The sequence below is a fragment of the Nitrosopumilus sp. genome, from assembly GCA_029862745.1.
Classification (GTDB): Archaea; Thermoproteota; Nitrososphaeria; order Nitrososphaerales; family Nitrosopumilaceae; genus Nitrosopumilus.
Genome location: JAOTWS010000005.1, coordinates 111868 through 128378, shown reverse-complemented (window position 1 = coordinate 128378; position 16511 = coordinate 111868). Strand labels below are relative to the sequence as shown.

The 16511-nt window shown below is 32.8% G+C and carries 20 protein-coding genes; 9 read left to right on the top strand and 11 right to left on the bottom strand.

What is annotated here, in order from left to right; all coding sequences use genetic code 11:
• Nucleotides 1-20: 20 nt before the first annotated feature.
• The 4 genes from OEM44_06950 to OEM44_06935 all read right to left on the bottom strand — a co-directional run bounded on the left by OEM44_06950 (nt 21) and on the right by OEM44_06935 (nt 2565).
• The gene (locus OEM44_06950; GenBank protein ID MDH3516536.1) at nt 21-413 is read right to left on the bottom strand and encodes a hypothetical protein; all 393 of its coding nucleotides are present in this window, start codon (nt 411-413) and stop codon (nt 21-23) included.
• 11 nt (nt 414-424) lie between these two features.
• Entirely contained in the window at nt 425-1381 is a 957-nt protein-coding gene (gene nadA, locus OEM44_06945; protein ID MDH3516535.1) for a quinolinate synthase NadA, read from the bottom strand.
• Between the two features lie 93 nt (nt 1382-1474).
• Nucleotides 1475-2293: an aspartate dehydrogenase gene (locus tag OEM44_06940; GenBank protein MDH3516534.1), complete on the bottom strand. Its 819-nt coding sequence runs from the start codon at nt 2291-2293 to the stop codon at nt 1475-1477.
• A 23-nt stretch (nt 2294-2316) separates the two neighbouring features.
• Nucleotides 2317-2565 carry a hypothetical protein gene (locus OEM44_06935; GenBank protein ID MDH3516533.1) on the bottom strand — a complete coding sequence of 83 codons (249 nt, stop codon included), beginning with the start codon at nt 2563-2565 and terminating at the stop codon, nt 2317-2319.
• A gap of 443 nt (nt 2566-3008) precedes the next feature.
• Here OEM44_06935 and OEM44_06930 point away from each other — a divergent pair, with 443 nt between their 5' ends.
• From OEM44_06930 to OEM44_06905, 6 genes are all read left to right on the top strand, one after another.
• Nucleotides 3009-3998, top strand: coding sequence for a hypothetical protein (locus OEM44_06930; protein ID MDH3516532.1), 990 nt, complete (start codon nt 3009-3011; stop codon nt 3996-3998).
• Nucleotides 3999-4072: 74 nt separating this feature from the next.
• The gene (locus OEM44_06925; protein MDH3516531.1) at nt 4073-4909 is read left to right on the top strand and encodes a DNA double-strand break repair nuclease NurA; all 837 of its coding nucleotides are present in this window, start codon (nt 4073-4075) and stop codon (nt 4907-4909) included.
• The gene (locus OEM44_06920; GenBank protein MDH3516530.1) at nt 4906-6438 is read left to right on the top strand and encodes an ATP-binding protein; all 1533 of its coding nucleotides are present in this window, start codon (nt 4906-4908) and stop codon (nt 6436-6438) included. The genes OEM44_06925 and OEM44_06920 overlap by 4 nt, the downstream gene beginning before the upstream one ends.
• A complete protein-coding gene (locus OEM44_06915; GenBank protein ID MDH3516529.1) occupies nt 6438-7580 on the top strand; it encodes an exonuclease SbcCD subunit D in 1143 nt (380 codons plus the stop codon). Before OEM44_06920 ends, OEM44_06915 begins: the two co-directional genes overlap by 1 nt.
• Nucleotides 7577-9643 carry an AAA family ATPase gene (locus OEM44_06910; protein ID MDH3516528.1) on the top strand — a complete coding sequence of 689 codons (2067 nt, stop codon included), beginning with the start codon at nt 7577-7579 and terminating at the stop codon, nt 9641-9643. The genes OEM44_06915 and OEM44_06910 overlap by 4 nt, the downstream gene beginning before the upstream one ends.
• A gap of 142 nt (nt 9644-9785) precedes the next feature.
• Nucleotides 9786-10343 (top strand): hypothetical protein, encoded by a 558-nt coding sequence (locus OEM44_06905; protein MDH3516527.1) that lies wholly within the window; start codon nt 9786-9788, stop codon nt 10341-10343.
• A gap of 24 nt (nt 10344-10367) precedes the next feature.
• On the opposite strand, the gene OEM44_06900 is transcribed toward OEM44_06905, so the two are convergent.
• A complete protein-coding gene (locus OEM44_06900) occupies nt 10368-10913 on the bottom strand; it encodes a hypothetical protein (GenBank protein ID MDH3516526.1) in 546 nt (181 codons plus the stop codon).
• A gap of 88 nt (nt 10914-11001) precedes the next feature.
• On the opposite strand from OEM44_06900, the gene OEM44_06895 reads away from it, so the two are divergent.
• Entirely contained in the window at nt 11002-11406 is a 405-nt protein-coding gene (locus OEM44_06895) for a hypothetical protein (GenBank protein ID MDH3516525.1), read from the top strand.
• Between the two features lie 99 nt (nt 11407-11505).
• Complete coding sequence (locus OEM44_06890) at nt 11506-11916, top strand: hypothetical protein (GenBank protein ID MDH3516524.1); 411 nt, start codon at nt 11506-11508, stop codon at nt 11914-11916.
• A gap of 206 nt (nt 11917-12122) precedes the next feature.
• Here OEM44_06890 and OEM44_06885 read toward each other — a convergent pair whose 3' ends face one another.
• Together OEM44_06885 and OEM44_06880 are read right to left on the bottom strand one after the other, a co-directional pair.
• Nucleotides 12123-13436: a plastocyanin/azurin family copper-binding protein gene (locus OEM44_06885; protein MDH3516523.1), complete on the bottom strand. Its 1314-nt coding sequence runs from the start codon at nt 13434-13436 to the stop codon at nt 12123-12125.
• 1 nt (nt 13437) lies between these two features.
• Entirely contained in the window at nt 13438-13926 is a 489-nt protein-coding gene (locus OEM44_06880; GenBank protein MDH3516522.1) for a HEAT repeat domain-containing protein, read from the bottom strand.
• 99 nt (nt 13927-14025) lie between these two features.
• Between OEM44_06880 and OEM44_06875 the strand changes: the two genes are divergently transcribed.
• Nucleotides 14026-14688, top strand: a complete 663-nt coding sequence (locus OEM44_06875; GenBank protein MDH3516521.1) for a redoxin domain-containing protein — start codon at nt 14026-14028, stop codon at nt 14686-14688.
• A gap of 1 nt (nt 14689) precedes the next feature.
• On the opposite strand, the gene OEM44_06870 is transcribed toward OEM44_06875, so the two are convergent.
• From OEM44_06870 to OEM44_06855, 4 genes are all read right to left on the bottom strand, one after another.
• Nucleotides 14690-14908, bottom strand: a complete 219-nt coding sequence (locus OEM44_06870; protein ID MDH3516520.1) for a hypothetical protein — start codon at nt 14906-14908, stop codon at nt 14690-14692.
• Between the two features lie 105 nt (nt 14909-15013).
• Nucleotides 15014-15559 (bottom strand): hypothetical protein, encoded by a 546-nt coding sequence (locus OEM44_06865; GenBank protein ID MDH3516519.1) that lies wholly within the window; start codon nt 15557-15559, stop codon nt 15014-15016.
• Nucleotide 15560: 1 nt separating this feature from the next.
• Nucleotides 15561-16016 (bottom strand): 50S ribosomal protein L15e, encoded by a 456-nt coding sequence (locus OEM44_06860; protein MDH3516518.1) that lies wholly within the window; start codon nt 16014-16016, stop codon nt 15561-15563.
• 46 nt (nt 16017-16062) lie between these two features.
• On the bottom strand, nt 16063-16272 hold the full coding sequence (locus tag OEM44_06855; protein ID MDH3516517.1) for a hypothetical protein: 210 nt from the start codon (nt 16270-16272) through the stop codon (nt 16063-16065).
• Nucleotides 16273-16511: the final 239 nt, after the last annotated feature.

Genomic DNA, 16511 nt, shown 5'->3' with positions numbered 1-16511 from the left:
TAAACTTAAGCCTATTGAAATTAAGAGTCAAGTTGTCTCATAAGTTCAGACACGGTTTTGTTTTTAGGATCAATTTCTCTGATTTTCTCACAACATTGAATTGCTCGTTTATTTTCACCTAATTTCTGGTGGGAGTATGCCTTCAAAAGTAAAACAGGTACATCATATGTGGCAATATCCAAAATTTTATCACAATAAGAGATAGAAATAGAGTATTTGTTTTTCATATAGTAAATTCCACCAACAATAAACAAAACATCATGATTGTGTGGAACTTTTTGTAGATATTTTATACCAATTTTTAGTGCCTCATCGTATTTTTTGTCCCGGACTAGACTTCTAATTTCCTTTAATTTTTGGACATTATTTTTCTTTCGAGGATCTTTGTCAATCCTAGAAAATAATCCAACCATAACAATACAGTCTAATTGATTTCGAGCATTCTATTAATTGCCAAACGTGCCTTGTCAGCAATTTCTTTTGGAACGGTAACTATATTTTTTTCATGAATTAGTGCATCATACACTTTTTCAAGTGTGATCATTTTCATGTACTGGCATTCTGCTTTATCAGATGCAGGAATGAATGTTTTTCCAGGATTTTGTTGCCTCATTTTGTACAGTATACCAATTTCAGTTGCAACAACAAAATTATTTGACTTTGATTGATGAACATGATTAAGCATTCCTTCAGTGGAAAGAATTGATACTTTATTCTCATCATAACTGCCATCTGCGACATCATACATCATTGACGTAGTGCAGCTACATTCGGGATGAATTACAAATTCAGCATCTTTTAGAGAATTTAATTTTTCTTGAACATCTTCAGCTCGTATTCCTGCATGGACATGGCATTCACCTGCCCAAATATGCATGTTTTTTCTGCCAGTCATCTTTGCAACATAGGAACCAAGAAACATATCAGGTAAGAATAAAATTTCTTTATCTTCTGGAATTGCCCTAACAACATTTACTGCATTTGATGACGTACAGCAATAATCAAGTTCTGCTTTAATCTCGGCAGTTGTATTTACATAACCAACAGTAATTGCTCCTGAATGCTTTTTCTTCCAATCTCTTAGTTCATCAACGGTAATAGAGTCAGATAATGAACACCCAGCTTCTAGATCAGGAATCAATACTTTTTTTTCAGGACTGATTATTGCGGCAGTCTCTGCCATGAAATTTACACCACAAAATAGAATGGTTTTTTGGCTAACGGTAGCGGCTTGTCTTGAAAGGCCTAAGGAATCACCAGTAAAATCAGCAATATCTTGAACATCAGGAATTTGGTAATTGTGAGCTAGTATCACAACGTCTTTTTCTTTTTTCAGTCTCAGTATTTCATCTTTGAGTGCTGAGGATTGTTGCACAAGCATAAGCCACACGAACTTGATTTGGAATGAATTTAAAGAATGGGAAATAGTCTTGAATTCTCTGAAAAACAAGCAAATGTGGCAATAATTGCCACATCAGGTACCAATCTGAATGTCATCTGAACAATATTTTCTCAGAGTTTCAATTGCAGATAAAATTGCCAACCTGCTTGTTTTTGGATTATTAGGATCAGGGATATTTTCAATGGTAAAAGTCATCTTTCCGAATTTACCGGTAGCCTCAATGTGATGAGTATTTTTATCAGTGTTCGGATCTGCTACAACTTTGACATTTGTTTTCTCACTGCCAATCCCAGACAAAGACAATAATGCTGCAACATTGATATTAGCAGGAAATAATTGGACAGCTTCTTTTGCAGTGCCTTCAAAGACAATAACAGGGGAATCAATTACATCCAGATTAATTTGGGAGGTTTCAAAAAATTTTGCACCTTTAAGGGAACGAGGATGTTTGGTTGTAGTTATCGATACTGATTCTAATTCATGTCTTATGGATTTAATTCCATCCAATCCAGCAATTGCTCCCGATGGAAGATAGATTGTTTTTTTGAAATGACTGCATGCATCAGACAAAACATCATATATGGATTCATCAAGTAATGCACCAACACTCATTATCATCAAGTCTCTCTTATTTTGTAAAACACTCAATCCAACATCTTTTACAGCATCTTGAGAGGCTGCCTCTACAATAATATCTATAGGATGAGAAGACAAAAGATGTGAGTTTTCAACTATCTCAGGTTTAGTGTTTAGTTTTGAAACTAGCATGCTTGCAGCATCTTTGGAATTGTCATACACGTGAGTAAGAATTGCAGGTATACTACCTGAGTCAACTGCAAGTGCAATTTGAGTTCCAATTGCACCACATCCAAGTAAACCTATTCTTTTCAAGCAATAATACTAAAAATCATCACTTAATTAATTCTAGTTAAGATAATGTCAGAGGATCTGCGTAAATAGTAAATTACCCTCAATATCGAAATTCCAAAAATCATAACTGTAATGGTTCCAAACTCAGAGGAGACATTTGCACCTATAATGTTCATATTCTCATTATCTTGATGGATAAAAAATTCAATAACATAATCATTTGTAAATTTCATCAAAATCATATAGCGTTCACCCTCATCAACTATAAAATTTTCATTTTCAGAAGAAATCACAGAATTAGGGATTCACCCAGAAATCAGTTTTTTCAGTATTCATTATTAGAATTTCTAGAGACAATTTTTCTTATTTATTTTCATAGATAGTATTGGGAAAACATTTTTGGTTTTAGTACATCAAGAATTTCATGATGTCATAAGAGATCATATTATTTGTAATCAAAACTTAGAGACTTTATCAGATTCTAATTGAGAGATGTCAAGGTGTTTTGTAAACATATCAGTGTGAAAAATATAATCTGTAAATGCAACGCCGAATGTATATACACAACAATAATAGCAAGATTACAGTAATACTAAGCAGGTAATAAAAATTAGTATTTAATAAATATAATAAAATCGGAGACTTGATGCGGTTATTAGAAGGAGTTATTCTTAATGTTTTTTAACAAAATAATTCCAGGAGTTACTGATGAGGCATAATCTCAAGAATGTTACTGATGAGGCATAATCTCAAGAATGTTACTTTGATGATTGTTTTTTCAATCATCATATTTACAATAGGATTTCCAGCAAATGGAGATACAGATTCACCAAGAAAACAGATGAAACGAGGGGTGCCAGCAGAAGATGTGATATGTAAAGAAGGATTGGAGTTAATAATAAGAATAAATGGTTTGGCTGCATGTGTAAAACAAGGAACAGCAGAAAAAATGCAAAAAGCAGGAATGCTATTCATCCCAGTGAAATTTGCAGATTTGTCAAGAGAAATCAAATCAGTTTATGCATCTGAAAAAGAAATAGAAACCGTACCTGCATCAAGTATGACAACAGTGAATTTTTACATTACAGATCAAGATTTGAATTTGGCACATGATGGTGTAGAGGTGATATCAACCCAGGGATTGTTTGAATTCACAATTAATGGTGTTCCAATTAGCGGTCCCAAAAATATGATTGAGACGGGATCAAATACGGGTCAGTTTTACATCAAACTTGACTTACCTGATACTATCAATGGAAAACCACTAAATCAAGAAGACATTGTCCTGATAAAATATTTAGATGCATCTGATTACGCTGGTGAAAAAAGAGTGGTAGTAAAATCTATTCCTCTTACAAAGACATTTGCAAGTATTGAATCATCCGGAGGAGGTTCTAGAATAGGTCATGAATTTACTGTAAGAATTTACGAGCCTGATGCAAACAGAGATTCAAAGAATGAAGACAAAATACAGTTAAGTAAATTAGAATTCAGAGGCGAAGGTGGAATTAGAAGTACGCTTGCCAATCCAAAATTCGATGCAAACAGAGGATATCTTGTAGAGACAGGACCCAACACAAATACATTTGAAGTTGTAATCAAGATTCCTCGAGAGATAGATGGCAAAACAATCCACATCGGAGACACATACGAAATTAGATACATCGACACTAGCACACCTTCTGGGACTAGTGAAAAAGTAATCTTAAAAGGCAGAATTGGGTAAGTGGTTTTGAGAGAACTAGTTTGTCAAAGTTCAGTATAACCTAAAGATTTTATTCAAACTAACAAAGTATTGTTGTGCTAAATACAGTTTACAAGGATGCAATTATCAACAGAGAGAAGATACTATCTATTTTAAGGGGACCAAAATTTGAACAAATTTTACAAAAAGCAAGAGAAAACTGGATAGAATTTACGCCTATAAAAGAAGAAGTATCAATGGCAGGCATAGATAGTAGTTTTAACAATACTAAATTTCAAGGAATTGAGCTTTGGGCAACTACTGCAGTTTCGATCAAATCAGATGGTGAAGTACTAGTGGATCTGCATGATTCAGGTCTGGGTTCAGATACAGATCTTTCAAGAATCGCAAGTAAGATGGAGATTGATGCATGTGAACAGACAGTGGATAAAGTAGACTTGGTTTTAATGGATGGCTCACTTCATTCTCAATTTATGACAAGACAATCATCACTAGATACACTAATTGTTAAAACAATGAAGAAGCGAAATAATGTAATATTTATTGCAAAGACATCAAATACAAAGAAACAATTTGAAAGTCTAGGTTCTCTGGCAGGGGATATTTTTTATTACAATCATATAACAAAAGGTCCAGGGTTTAGCAAAATATTTGTAGAAAAAAAATATGGTTCGAACAAAGTAATATCATCAACATTTGTTAGACTTAGTGACTCCACACCTATAATCAAGTTAGAATTATTAGGAAATGATCATGATGAAATAGAGATCAAATCATTATTGAACAAATTGTATAAGACCAGTATAGGTGGATATCCTTATGCATTAAAGCTTGCTCATAATAACTGTAAAATATCAGATAAGGAACTTGCAAAAATGGTCAGTTTATTAGGATTAAGTAATGAGATAGGTTCACGTGAGGTATTAGGTTGAGTTTAGGTTATGTCATAGGGGAATCAAAACCCACATTTGTCACGGCAATAACATCAAGAGCTCTTTCAGTAGGAGAATACATCAAAATTAATACAGACGAAGGTGAAGTTCTCGGATTAGTCGAGAGATCCTCAGTATCAAGTGCCGCATTTACAGATGTTAGGAATTTTGATGAAGCTGAAGAAAGTATAGAGATTGCAGAATTAAACAAGAGAGACAAGACATTCACTGCACATATTGGAGTTTTAGGATTTTTAGAGAGTTTAAGAAGAGGTCAATCAACAATTCCAGCAATCCCACCAATTCCAGGCGCAGAAATTACTTTACCAAATAAACAAGACCTAGAAGAAATCTTCAGTCCAAAAAAAGAAGGATGGGTAAAAATTGGAAGTCTTTTACGAAACAAAACAATTGATGCAAAAGTGAATTTAGATAAAATTGTTTCAAGACATTTAGGAATATTAGCAATGACGGGAATGGGGAAAAGTAATCTAGTTTCATTAGTTACAAAACAGATTTCAAAATTAAACGGTACCATAGTAATTTTTGATTATCATAACGACTATACATCTCTCAACATCCCTCGGATCAACATAATTGATGCAAAGATAAATCCACGACTATTAGATGCAGATCAATTCTCAGAGGTTTTAGAAATAAGAGATGGTGCCAATGTCCAACAACGTGTTTTAAGAATGGCATTTACAAAACAAGTTAGAGAATCAAAAGAATTTTGGATTAAATTAGAAAATGAAGTAGATTTTATAGTAAATTCAGAAGATAAAAAAATAAAAGAAATTAGAACATCTGCGTATAGAGTTCAAGATATTATAGAAGAAGCCCAAAGAAGATTTGAAGATATTTTAGATCCTAACATGGGGGATCCAATTAGTTTTATAAAAGAAGGCAGGACAAATATTCTCAATATTTCAGAGCTTTCAGAAAAACAGGCTAATGTTGCAGTTGCATTTTACTTGCAACAATTACTCAAAGACAGAAAAGATGCAAGTATTGCAAAACATGGAAAGGCAAAGAGAGAAAGAGCGTATAGATTCAATTCACCAATTTTTGTAATTATAGAAGAAGCACATGTATTCATTCCAAAAGAACACGATACCAGTGCAAAATATTGGGCTGCAAAAATTGCAAGAGAGGGAAGAAAGTTTGGGTTAGGCCTAGGAATTGTGTCACAAAGACCACGAAGCGTTGATCTAAACATATTAAGTCAGATGGGTTCTTTTGCAATTATGAAGATCATTCAGGAGGATGATCAGCGCCAAATAGCCTCAGCAACAGAATCAACTAGCCGGGAATTAATCGCCCAATTAACATCACTCAATGTTGGAGATGCGATTCTTGTCGGGCAATGGACAAATCTTCCATCGCTAGTGCATGTGGAAGAAGTAAAGGAGAAAATAATGGGAGCAGATCAAAGTGCAGTCAATGCATGGGCAAGGGCAAACAGAATGAATGAAGTTGCAGTGGAATCAACACAGGGACTTGTTCAAAAAGACTTGTTATTAGACTAATGTTATTTTCTCATATTTCAGATACACATTTGGGTTTAGTACAATATGGCTCAGAGGAACGAATGCAAGATGTGTATGATGTATTCAATCAAGCAATAGACATATCAATAAAGGATCATGTGAATTTTGTAATATTTGCAGGGGATATTTTTCATGTACCTAACCCAAATGGTACTGCAATTGTACAAATGGCAAATGGATTAAAGCGGTTAAAAGAAAATAATATTGATTCATTTTTTATTTTGGGTGAACATGACATCAGTAGAATAAGAACAACTCCAATTCCATATGTTTATCACAATCTAGGATTTTCAAAATATATAGGTCAAGGAAATCCATTTGAATACAAGGGTTCGCTGATTGTAGGACTTGATAAAATTAGAAAAGCAGAAATTTCACAATATGAGGATAAATTTAAAAATATAGATAAAATTGCACAGAACCATTCAGGACACAAGATTCTAGTTTTGCATCAAGGAATTACAGAGTTCAACAAATTTGCAGGAGAACTGCAATCAACAGACTTGCCTAAAAATTTCACATATTATGCAATGGGACATCTTCATGATAAAGATATCAAAGAGTTTAATCATCTTAACGGACCAATAGCATACCCTGGATCAATAGAGTCAACTACTAGTGAGGGAATCAAAGAAACAAAGAAAGGTTTTTTCCAAGTTGACATTTCTTCTAAAGAGGCAAAAACAAATTGGGTTGAGCTTGATATAAGACCACAGTTTTCATTTAAAACCAAATATGAAGAATTAGTAAAAACTATCGATGATATTTCAGAAAAAATTTCTAACACTACAAAAAAGCCAATAGTGGAGATAAAAATTCAAGGAGACAGTATAGAAACAGAACATATTCAGATACAAATTGCAAGGTTGAATTCGCTTGTTCTTAGATGTTTTTGGAGAATCAACACAAAACAAGTTTCAGATTCATCAGTATTCTTAGACAGACCAAGTGTAATTGACGATGAAATGTACAGATTATCAGTTGATGCTCTAGGTTCTGAACAATCAGCAAATTTTGCAATAAAAGAATTACTTCCAATCTTAGCAACAGGTGAAATCAAAGAAGCTTCACAAATAATTTTTGAAAATTTTGAAAAATTCAAAAAGGAGAAAAATTTATGATCACATCAATAGAGTTAGGAGATTTTCTTGCACACTCAAATACAAAATTAGAATTTGAAAACGGAGTTACAGTTTTTGTTGGAGATAATGGTGCAGGAAAATCTAGCATTATAGATGCAATTACATTTGCATTGTTTGGACAACATACTAGAAAATCAAATAAAAGTTTGATTAAACGAGGGGCAAATCAAGGATTTTCAAAAATAGGATTTTCAATAAATGGAAAACAATACGAGGCGGTTAGAAAAATAGATAGCAAGGGAAGTCTTGCTGCAACATTTTCAGAAATATTAGGAGATGAACGAATGGAAATTGCTGCAGGTGAAAGAAAACAATTTGGTGAGTCGATGACACAAGAGATAGAAAAAACTATTGGTTTGGATTTTGAAAAATTAAAAATAGCATCAATTGTACAACAAGGAGAATTAAATACAATTATCAATTCAAAACCAAAAGAATTCAAAGAGTTACTCAATGCAATAATAGGAATTGATAAACTTGATGTAGCATCAGAATCAATGAAATTAGTAAATAAAGTATTTCGTGAAAAAATAAGAGGTGATCTTGGATATGACGATACACATATAGAAATACTAGTACGAAATTTAGAACAAAATAAAAAAGAAATTCAAGAAAGAATACCTGAAAAAAATAAATTAGAATTAGAACAAAAAAGATTACAAAATGAAGTTAATGAATTAAGAAAAAAAATAGAAACAGAATCTCCAAAAATTGACAAAATTAATCAGCTAGAATTAAGAAAAAAAGAATTAGCATCATATGCAAAAGAGGCAATCCAGGAAATTCAACATGAAATCAATGAAAATGAGCGTAAGATACATGATTGTGAAGGATGTTTTGAGCATGCAAATCTAAAAACAGACTTGGAATCTAAAATAGAAAAAATAGAACAGGCAATTGAGGATACCGTAAAGAAAATTCAGGAATACGGTAACCAAATAGCATCATTAAAGGAAAAACAGTTGCTGGCATCCAAACTTCACCTAAAAGATAACAAATGTCCAGTTTGTGATTCAAATGTAGAAAAATTAAATCCGCTATTTCAAGAAGAACACATCAAACAAGAAATTATCACAATACAAGAAAAAATTAATTCAATAGAAAAAGATAAGACATTGTACGTACAAAAAAGAAAAGAATTTTCAGAAAAATTACAAAATGCTAGAGATGCAGAAGCAACACTTAGGGCTTATTCAATTAGCAATAAAGAAGAATTAATGAAGATTCAGAGAGACATAGAAATTAAAAAACAGAAAATTCCCTCATCAGAAGGAAGCTTACTAGAAATATCTCAAATTGATTCTCATGCAAAAATGATATTTGAAAATATTTCAAAGATGGAAATTGAAATCAGTGGATTCAATGAACAAGAATTTTTGAATCTCAAAAAAACAGTTGATGAAAAACAAATGCAATTATCTCAAATTGATCAGTTAATTGGCGCAATTTCCGAAAAAATTTCTAAAGGTGAAGATCAGATCAAAATAATTCAAAATACAATTTCAGAACTAAAAATTGTGAAAGAATACATAACAAACCTAGATGAGATTCAGACAAATATTTTTAGCAGAGATGGACCTGTTGCAACAAGTCTAAGATCATGGGCATTAAATACAATATCTGCCAAATCTTCAGAGTACCTCACACTGCTTAATACAAAAATTCAAAGAATTTCATTATCAGAAAAAACTAGAGACATATCCATTACATGTTATGCAAAAAATGAGACATTAGAGTTAGAATCACTTAGTGGTGGGGAGAAAGTAAGTGTTGCATTGGCATTACGATTAGGTATGGCCAGTCTTCTAGGTGCATCAAATCTGAATTTAATGATTCTTGACGAGCCTACAACTCATCTAGATGCTGAAAGAAAAAAATTACTAGTAGGGGTTTTATCACAATTATCAAATGTTTCAAATGTGGAATCACAAATGCAATTTCTAATAATCACACATGACACAGAAATCTTCGAAGATTCAACAGTAGAGCAAATTTACAAATTTGAATCTACAGAACAAGGTAGTAAAGCTATAGCAATCTAAGTATAAGTAACAATACAGATAATATATCTAAATCATTATTATAATTTGAAAATATCTTTAGTTTTTTGTGATTCTATTTTATGAGCAACTAGATGAAAATTAGAATAACAGTGGTTAAATATCATGAATGAATGAACACGTCATGAACCAAAGATACAACAGTTTCTTGGCAGAGATATACGAGGAGTTTCCTGCTTTATCAGAAATAAAAGAAACAGATGTTACTGATCATAATATTCTTTGGACACTAGAGGAATGGATGAATGCAGGGCATGTAAGGTACACCACCTCAAGAAAAGATCTATACAGAATTAGCATTTTACTTGAGAACTATGCAGTAAAACATAATGCTCCACTACTGGCAGCGTTCGAGACTGAAAAGAGATTCAAGTATGTTGAAGATCGCTATATAGAGATTCTTGAGAAAATACCAAAAGCATGGATTATTGGAAATTTCAACAATCCATTTTTACAGCCTCAACCACCTAGAGTAGCTGAAGTCATTAGTTGTGATGGAACAAATATTTCAGATATGTGGATAGTAGTAACTAGAGGTCCTAACGGTCCATTTGGTTTAGTTGCAGAGGATATGGGAGATGGTAAGTTTTCAGGATTCTTTTCAATTAGTACTCAAGTAATTCAAAATGTAATAAACAAGATGAATCAAAGCCTAAGATCAAAGATTGATTTTATAAAATAATTTTCACAAACTGATTTCTAAAAATCATTGGAGAGTAAATTTCTTACCTAGAATTTTACCCATTTTACCAACAGCATGTCTGCATACAGTTGGATTTAAAGTAAAAAAACCTCTGAATTTTCCATTCTCGTATTCTTCTGCTATCAAACCAAATGGTCCAAATGGCCCTCTAGTTATTACACTCCAAACATCATGGAGAATAGTATCATTACAATTTATTACATCAATTTTTTGAGGGGTATCAATAGGGGTTTCATCAAAATCTGCTATAACCCAGATCTTTGGAATCTGCTCAATTAGTTTCTGATATCTTTTTTGAACAAATTTATATCTTGCAATTTTTTCAAAAGTTGCAAGTAGTGGCTGACTATTCTCTTGAGCGTATTTTTCAATTAATTTACTAATATGAAACAACTGCTTTCTTTCTGCATGAAAATTATGATATCCAGCCTCAATAAACTGATCCATAGTCCACATTGGAAGAACTGATGGATCTAGATCATGCCATTCAGCTAGCTGTGGGAATTCTTCCCAAACTTCACCTACAAACCCTTCATAATGTCTTCCCATGTTAAATATAATTCCAAAATCAGATATAAGTTAATCTTTCACAGCATTTTAACAAATTGTTTTTATTATCTAGAATCATACAATATCCATGGGGCGATATGAGAAAGTTCTCAATATGTTGATGGATTTTGATGAATCAATTAGACTTGCAATAATTAGTAATACATCAGGAGACATATTATGGAATTCTAAAAGAAAGGACGCAAAACTTCAAGTCCCAATAGCTGAAACCAAAAAGGCTCTAAAACGAGAATCCGATGATTGGATTGATAGGTGTAAGGCTGCAGATCGTAATGCGTTAGGAGATCCATTGTACCATATTACATCTTTTGAGAAAACAAAAAGAGTCACGCTTCCAATTGATGCCTTTCACTTATTGTTTATGAGTGTAGATAACACACCTATGAAAAATACAAAAAAGAAAAGTTATGGGAAGATGGTCGAAATGGGAAAAATATTATCCATAGTTGACTTTGTGAACACATTTGAGTAGAACTGAAGATGCTCGTTTCAATAATGAGACAATTTCAAACAGTTAGACACTAAAGAGATCATTTGGAATATTTATTAACAGAAATGAATCATATAATTTATGGACAAGTACGAAAAACTCCTAAACATGTTAATGGATTTCAATGAGTCCATTAGATTTGCAGCCGTAGCTGATGCTAATGGTGAAATTTTGTGGAATAGTCAAAGAAAGGGATTGAAAAATATTGTTCCAGTTGAAGAGACAAAACAAACTATTATGAGAGCACTCAACGGCTGGAAAGGAAATACCAATGTTAAACAGTATATAGGTTCAGGATTGTACTCTATTTCATCGTATGAAAAGATAAAGAGAATATCAATTCCTCTAGATAATGGAAAACTATTATTTTGTACCGTAAACAATGAACCATTAAAAAAATCGATAATTGGTCGTGGGAAAAAGAGTTATGGTCATCTTGCAGAAATGGGAAAAATTCTTTCCATTGTAGATTTTATCAAAGAACAAAAATAGAAATTTAATGTACATTCTGTTTTAAAGGATTATTTGGAATTAAAAACATCAGGTAATGTTATTGCAAGATGTAGAAAGTGTAAAACTAATCATTATTCCTGATCAAAGACGACCTTGTACAGATTTAGAATACATTACTACATATGGCAAATAGTGTAAACATGGAAAAAATGATTAGTAGTTAATATCACCATAGAATAAAAAATCTACGTTACTGTAATTTTACCAGTCATCCAGGGATGAACCAGACAAAAATAATCATATGTTGCTGCCTTGTCAAATGTAAATTCAAAAGTAGTTCCTGCCATGAACAATCCAGAATCAAATACTCCAGTAAATCCGGCACTAGCATTTCCGCTAGTTACTGTGTGAGTTGCTGAATCATCATTAATCCAAGTAACTTTGTCACCAGCAGATATTGTAATTTCATATGGTAAATAACAAGAATTTGTATCTTCACATCCTGGAACTGCAACACCTATTGGAATTGAAACTATAGTTGTATCCATCATTTCCAACTCAGAAGATGGTTCTTCCTTTGTTGGAATAGACATGGATTCAGGTTCTGAAATTATCATGTCTTTAACTTCATTAACAATTACTTTACCAGTCATCCAGGGATGAACCAGACAAAAATAATCATATGTTGCTGCCTTGTCAAATGTAAATTCAAAAGTAGTTCCTGCCATGAACAATCCAGAATCAAATACTCCGTCGGTACCATCAGGAATATTTCCGCTAGTTACTGTGTGAGTTGCTGAATCATCATTAATCCAAGTAACTTTGTCACCAGCAGATATTGTAATTTCATATGGTAAATAACAAGAATTTGTATCTTCACATCCTGGAATGCTAGATCCTTGAGAAGTAGAAACAATGTAAGTCTCTGGTACTACAACCATTCCAGAAGATACAGAAACTTGTGATACTTGAGGAGTCACAGTAATCATATGTTCATGTCCTTTTGGTCCAGTGATTTCTTCATCATGACCTAAGCCTTGAATAATGACTTTAATTTCAACATCAGATTCACCTAACAATTTAGTTTCATGAATTGGATGTTTCCCTGGATGTCTATGAGAACCAATCTCCGATAGAATTGTATTTCCATCTTGGGTAGCAAAAATATCGTAATTTACGTGGTCTACGATAATGCCATCATCAGATCTAAATTCAACTTCAATTGACAAACTATCACCAACAGTTGCTACACTTGTCAGGATATTAGGATGAACTGAGATTTCTTTTTCCATAGTTTCAACTCGTGGTTTGACTATGGGGGCATCAACACTACATTCACCTTTGTGTGCTAATTTTATATCAGCAGCATTTAGCATACATAAGTTACCATACGTTACACCATCAATACCACACATCGGTATCCATTCCAAAGTACAAGGACTAGGTTTCTCTTCAACAACTCGTGGTTCAATAATAAAATTGGGATCCATTATAATAAACCCAATTGATATTGCAACTAAAATACCAACAATTACAATTACCCCGTATGCGAAATTCATCTCATCCACCTGTTAACTTTGCAAACTTTTCATTCTTACTTAACTTTTCCATAAATTCAATATTAGATAGTGCTACAACTGCAGATTCTACTACTGATATATCTGTGTCATTTAATGCCTTTAGCAAAGTCTCTTTTGCCTCCTTATTTCCAACAACACCCAAAGCAATTGCAGCCTCATGTCTCACAAACATGCTAGGATCATTAAGAGTTGCATCTGCTAGTGGCGAAATTGCACTAGAATATGACATCTGACCTAAAGAAAAGGCGGCTTCATGTCGTACCAATTCATTTTCATCATTTTTTAAGACTTTAGCAATATATGGGATTTTATCTTCTCCACCAAAATCAACTAAAATGCAAGTTGCCCTTGTTCTTATCACATAATCAGGATGTTCCAAAAGAGAAACAAAATAATCAGTGTTTTTTTGCTCATATTTTGATTCCATTTCCGAAAAAAGCGCTAATCGTTCATCAGTTACTACTTGCAATTTGTTTTTGAATTTTCTGTGTCCTATATTAGGCTACTTGAAAAAGGATCTAAAATTAGTAGAGTTATGTATTTAATGGAAAAAAAATAATGGTACGCGATGAGTGCAATAATTGGTGAAAAGGCACCAAATTTTGGAGTTTCAGAATGGGTACAAGGTGCTCCAACAAACTTTGAACAAGAAAAAGATCATATCGTACTAGTTGAAGTCTTTCAGGTAAACTGTCCTGGATGTTTCATGCATGCAATTCCAGAGGCTATTAACATTTACAACAAGTACAAAGATGAAGGAGTGCGGGTTTTAGGGATTGCAACTGCCTTTGAAGATTTTGACAAGAATACATTGGATAATTTGAAGATGCTTGTAGAAACAGGTGAGGTGATTGGAGAAACAAAAAACGCACTTTCAATGTATGGTCAATTAAAGGATGGTAAGTTACCATTTAAGATACCATTTCCATTAGCGATGGATAATTTAACAAAGACATCTGAGGAAATAAGTCAAGAAAAAATTTTACAATTTATCTATCCACAAATTCCTGAATTTGACTCACAACCGGAAGAATACAAAAAACAAATCATTGAGAAGGTAAAAAGCTACATGAAATCAAAAGAATATTCTGCAGAAACTTTTGAAAAATTTGCTCTTCAAGGAACACCATCAACAATACTAGTAGATAGAAAAGGAATACTCAGAGATGTCTCATTTGGACAAGCAGGACATATTGAGACGATGATTCAAAAATTATTAAACGAAAACTAAATCATATGTTCAAAACATATTGATTTGTCAAAATTTTTGTCACATCATCAAGATACTGTTTTTTAGTGGTACTGACAAATCTCCAACGAATACTCATTTGTTCATCAAGTATTTTATAGACTTGAGAGACATCTTTGCCTGATTTTAATTCTTTTCTTGCAATAATCATTAATTTCTGTAATCGCAGTTTTTTTCTCCAGGTATGAGCACAATCTGACATTTGATTGTATTTTGTGTTAATGAACTAAAAGCATCACTATCAAGTTGTAGGACAAATATGAATTCCAACATAGAATTTTTTACAGATTGGATAAAATAGTAAATTTCATTTAGTCAAGGATTTCTTTCTTTTCTTCACCGCTATAATGAATCCTGAAACACATAATGAACCTGCCAATAGTAACCACCAGAAATAATCATCCTCTGGTTCTTCAGAGGCAAAAATGAATTCGTTTTGTTCCATATCAGTTAGTCCGGAAAGATTAGTGCGTCCAGAGATATCCAATTTGTTATTTCCAGTTCCTGTAAAGTTCAATGTTACAAAAGAGATTTTTTCATTTGATTTTATTTTTGGAAAAAATTGCTGATCATTTAGATTAAATGTAAGATTACTTCCCAAAAGGTCCTTAGGAATTTGCAATTCACCTAAGTTATTTTTTAATCCACTATTGATATGTAAAGTCAATCTATCTTCAGATACATCAAATTCAAAATTATAAATTTCAAAATTTGAAACGACTTCAACTTCAAAAATATTTCCGTTTGATTCCACATGTAGTCGATTTACTAATCCAGTTGCATCAGATAATTGACCATAAGCAGGAGTCAATACAAGAAGAAATGTAAGTGGAATTAAAAATACAATTTTCAACTTATGCAGTATGAGATATTCGTTTGTTTAATTCTTTATCTTGAATAATTCTTGGATGTAATGGATCGGCCAAGATGACTTCAAACCAATAATGTTTTCCATCTTTATAGATAAAGTAAGAGCCTAAAAATTTCATGTTTGGATATCTTTGAATAGCTCTTCTATTTGCAACAGTTTTCATATCATCGTCAGCCTTTATTCTTGTAACACCAAGATGTTTTGGTCTTCTGCCACCAGTGGGTCTTTGTTTTCTCATACCACCAGTACCAACCCTCATCCTAACAACGATAATACCTTGCTTTGCTTTGTAGCCTAATCTTCTAGCCCTTTGTAATCTACTTGGTTTGTCAATACGAGTAACTGCAGCTTGTTTTCGCCACCCAACTACACGATCACGTATTTCAGGACTGTTCTCTTTCCAAAGTTTGATCCAGCTTTGATCTTGAATACTAGGCATAACGGAATTGATGAAATTCCCATTAATAACTCAAATGCTTAGAGAACTATTTTGATTCTATGAATATAGTATTTACTAAATCACCATTACTACGCTTAGTCACTGTATCACGAGAGGCATTATGATGATTTTGAAGATGTGCCTTTCTAGTTTTTATTCCATAATTTCTACACAATCTACAAAAATAGGTCACTTGTCTTTCGGCTCTAGGAAGTGCCTGAAATGATATCGAATCCAAAACAGATTTTTGTTTCACGATATGATGCTCACCAAGATAATATTTTAATGTTGTCATGTTTATGACAACTTGTAATTATCTAATCATAGAAGTAAGATTAGTGTTTCATTTTGGACGACACCCAATTAATGTTAGTTAATAAAAATTCTCTTGAGTGGGGTTTCAGTCCACGCACTCAAAGAGTTTGCTTCCGCAGAAAACTCGATAAATAAAACACACTTGAGTGGTTAAAAAAGATTCCTCAGTATGGATTGGAG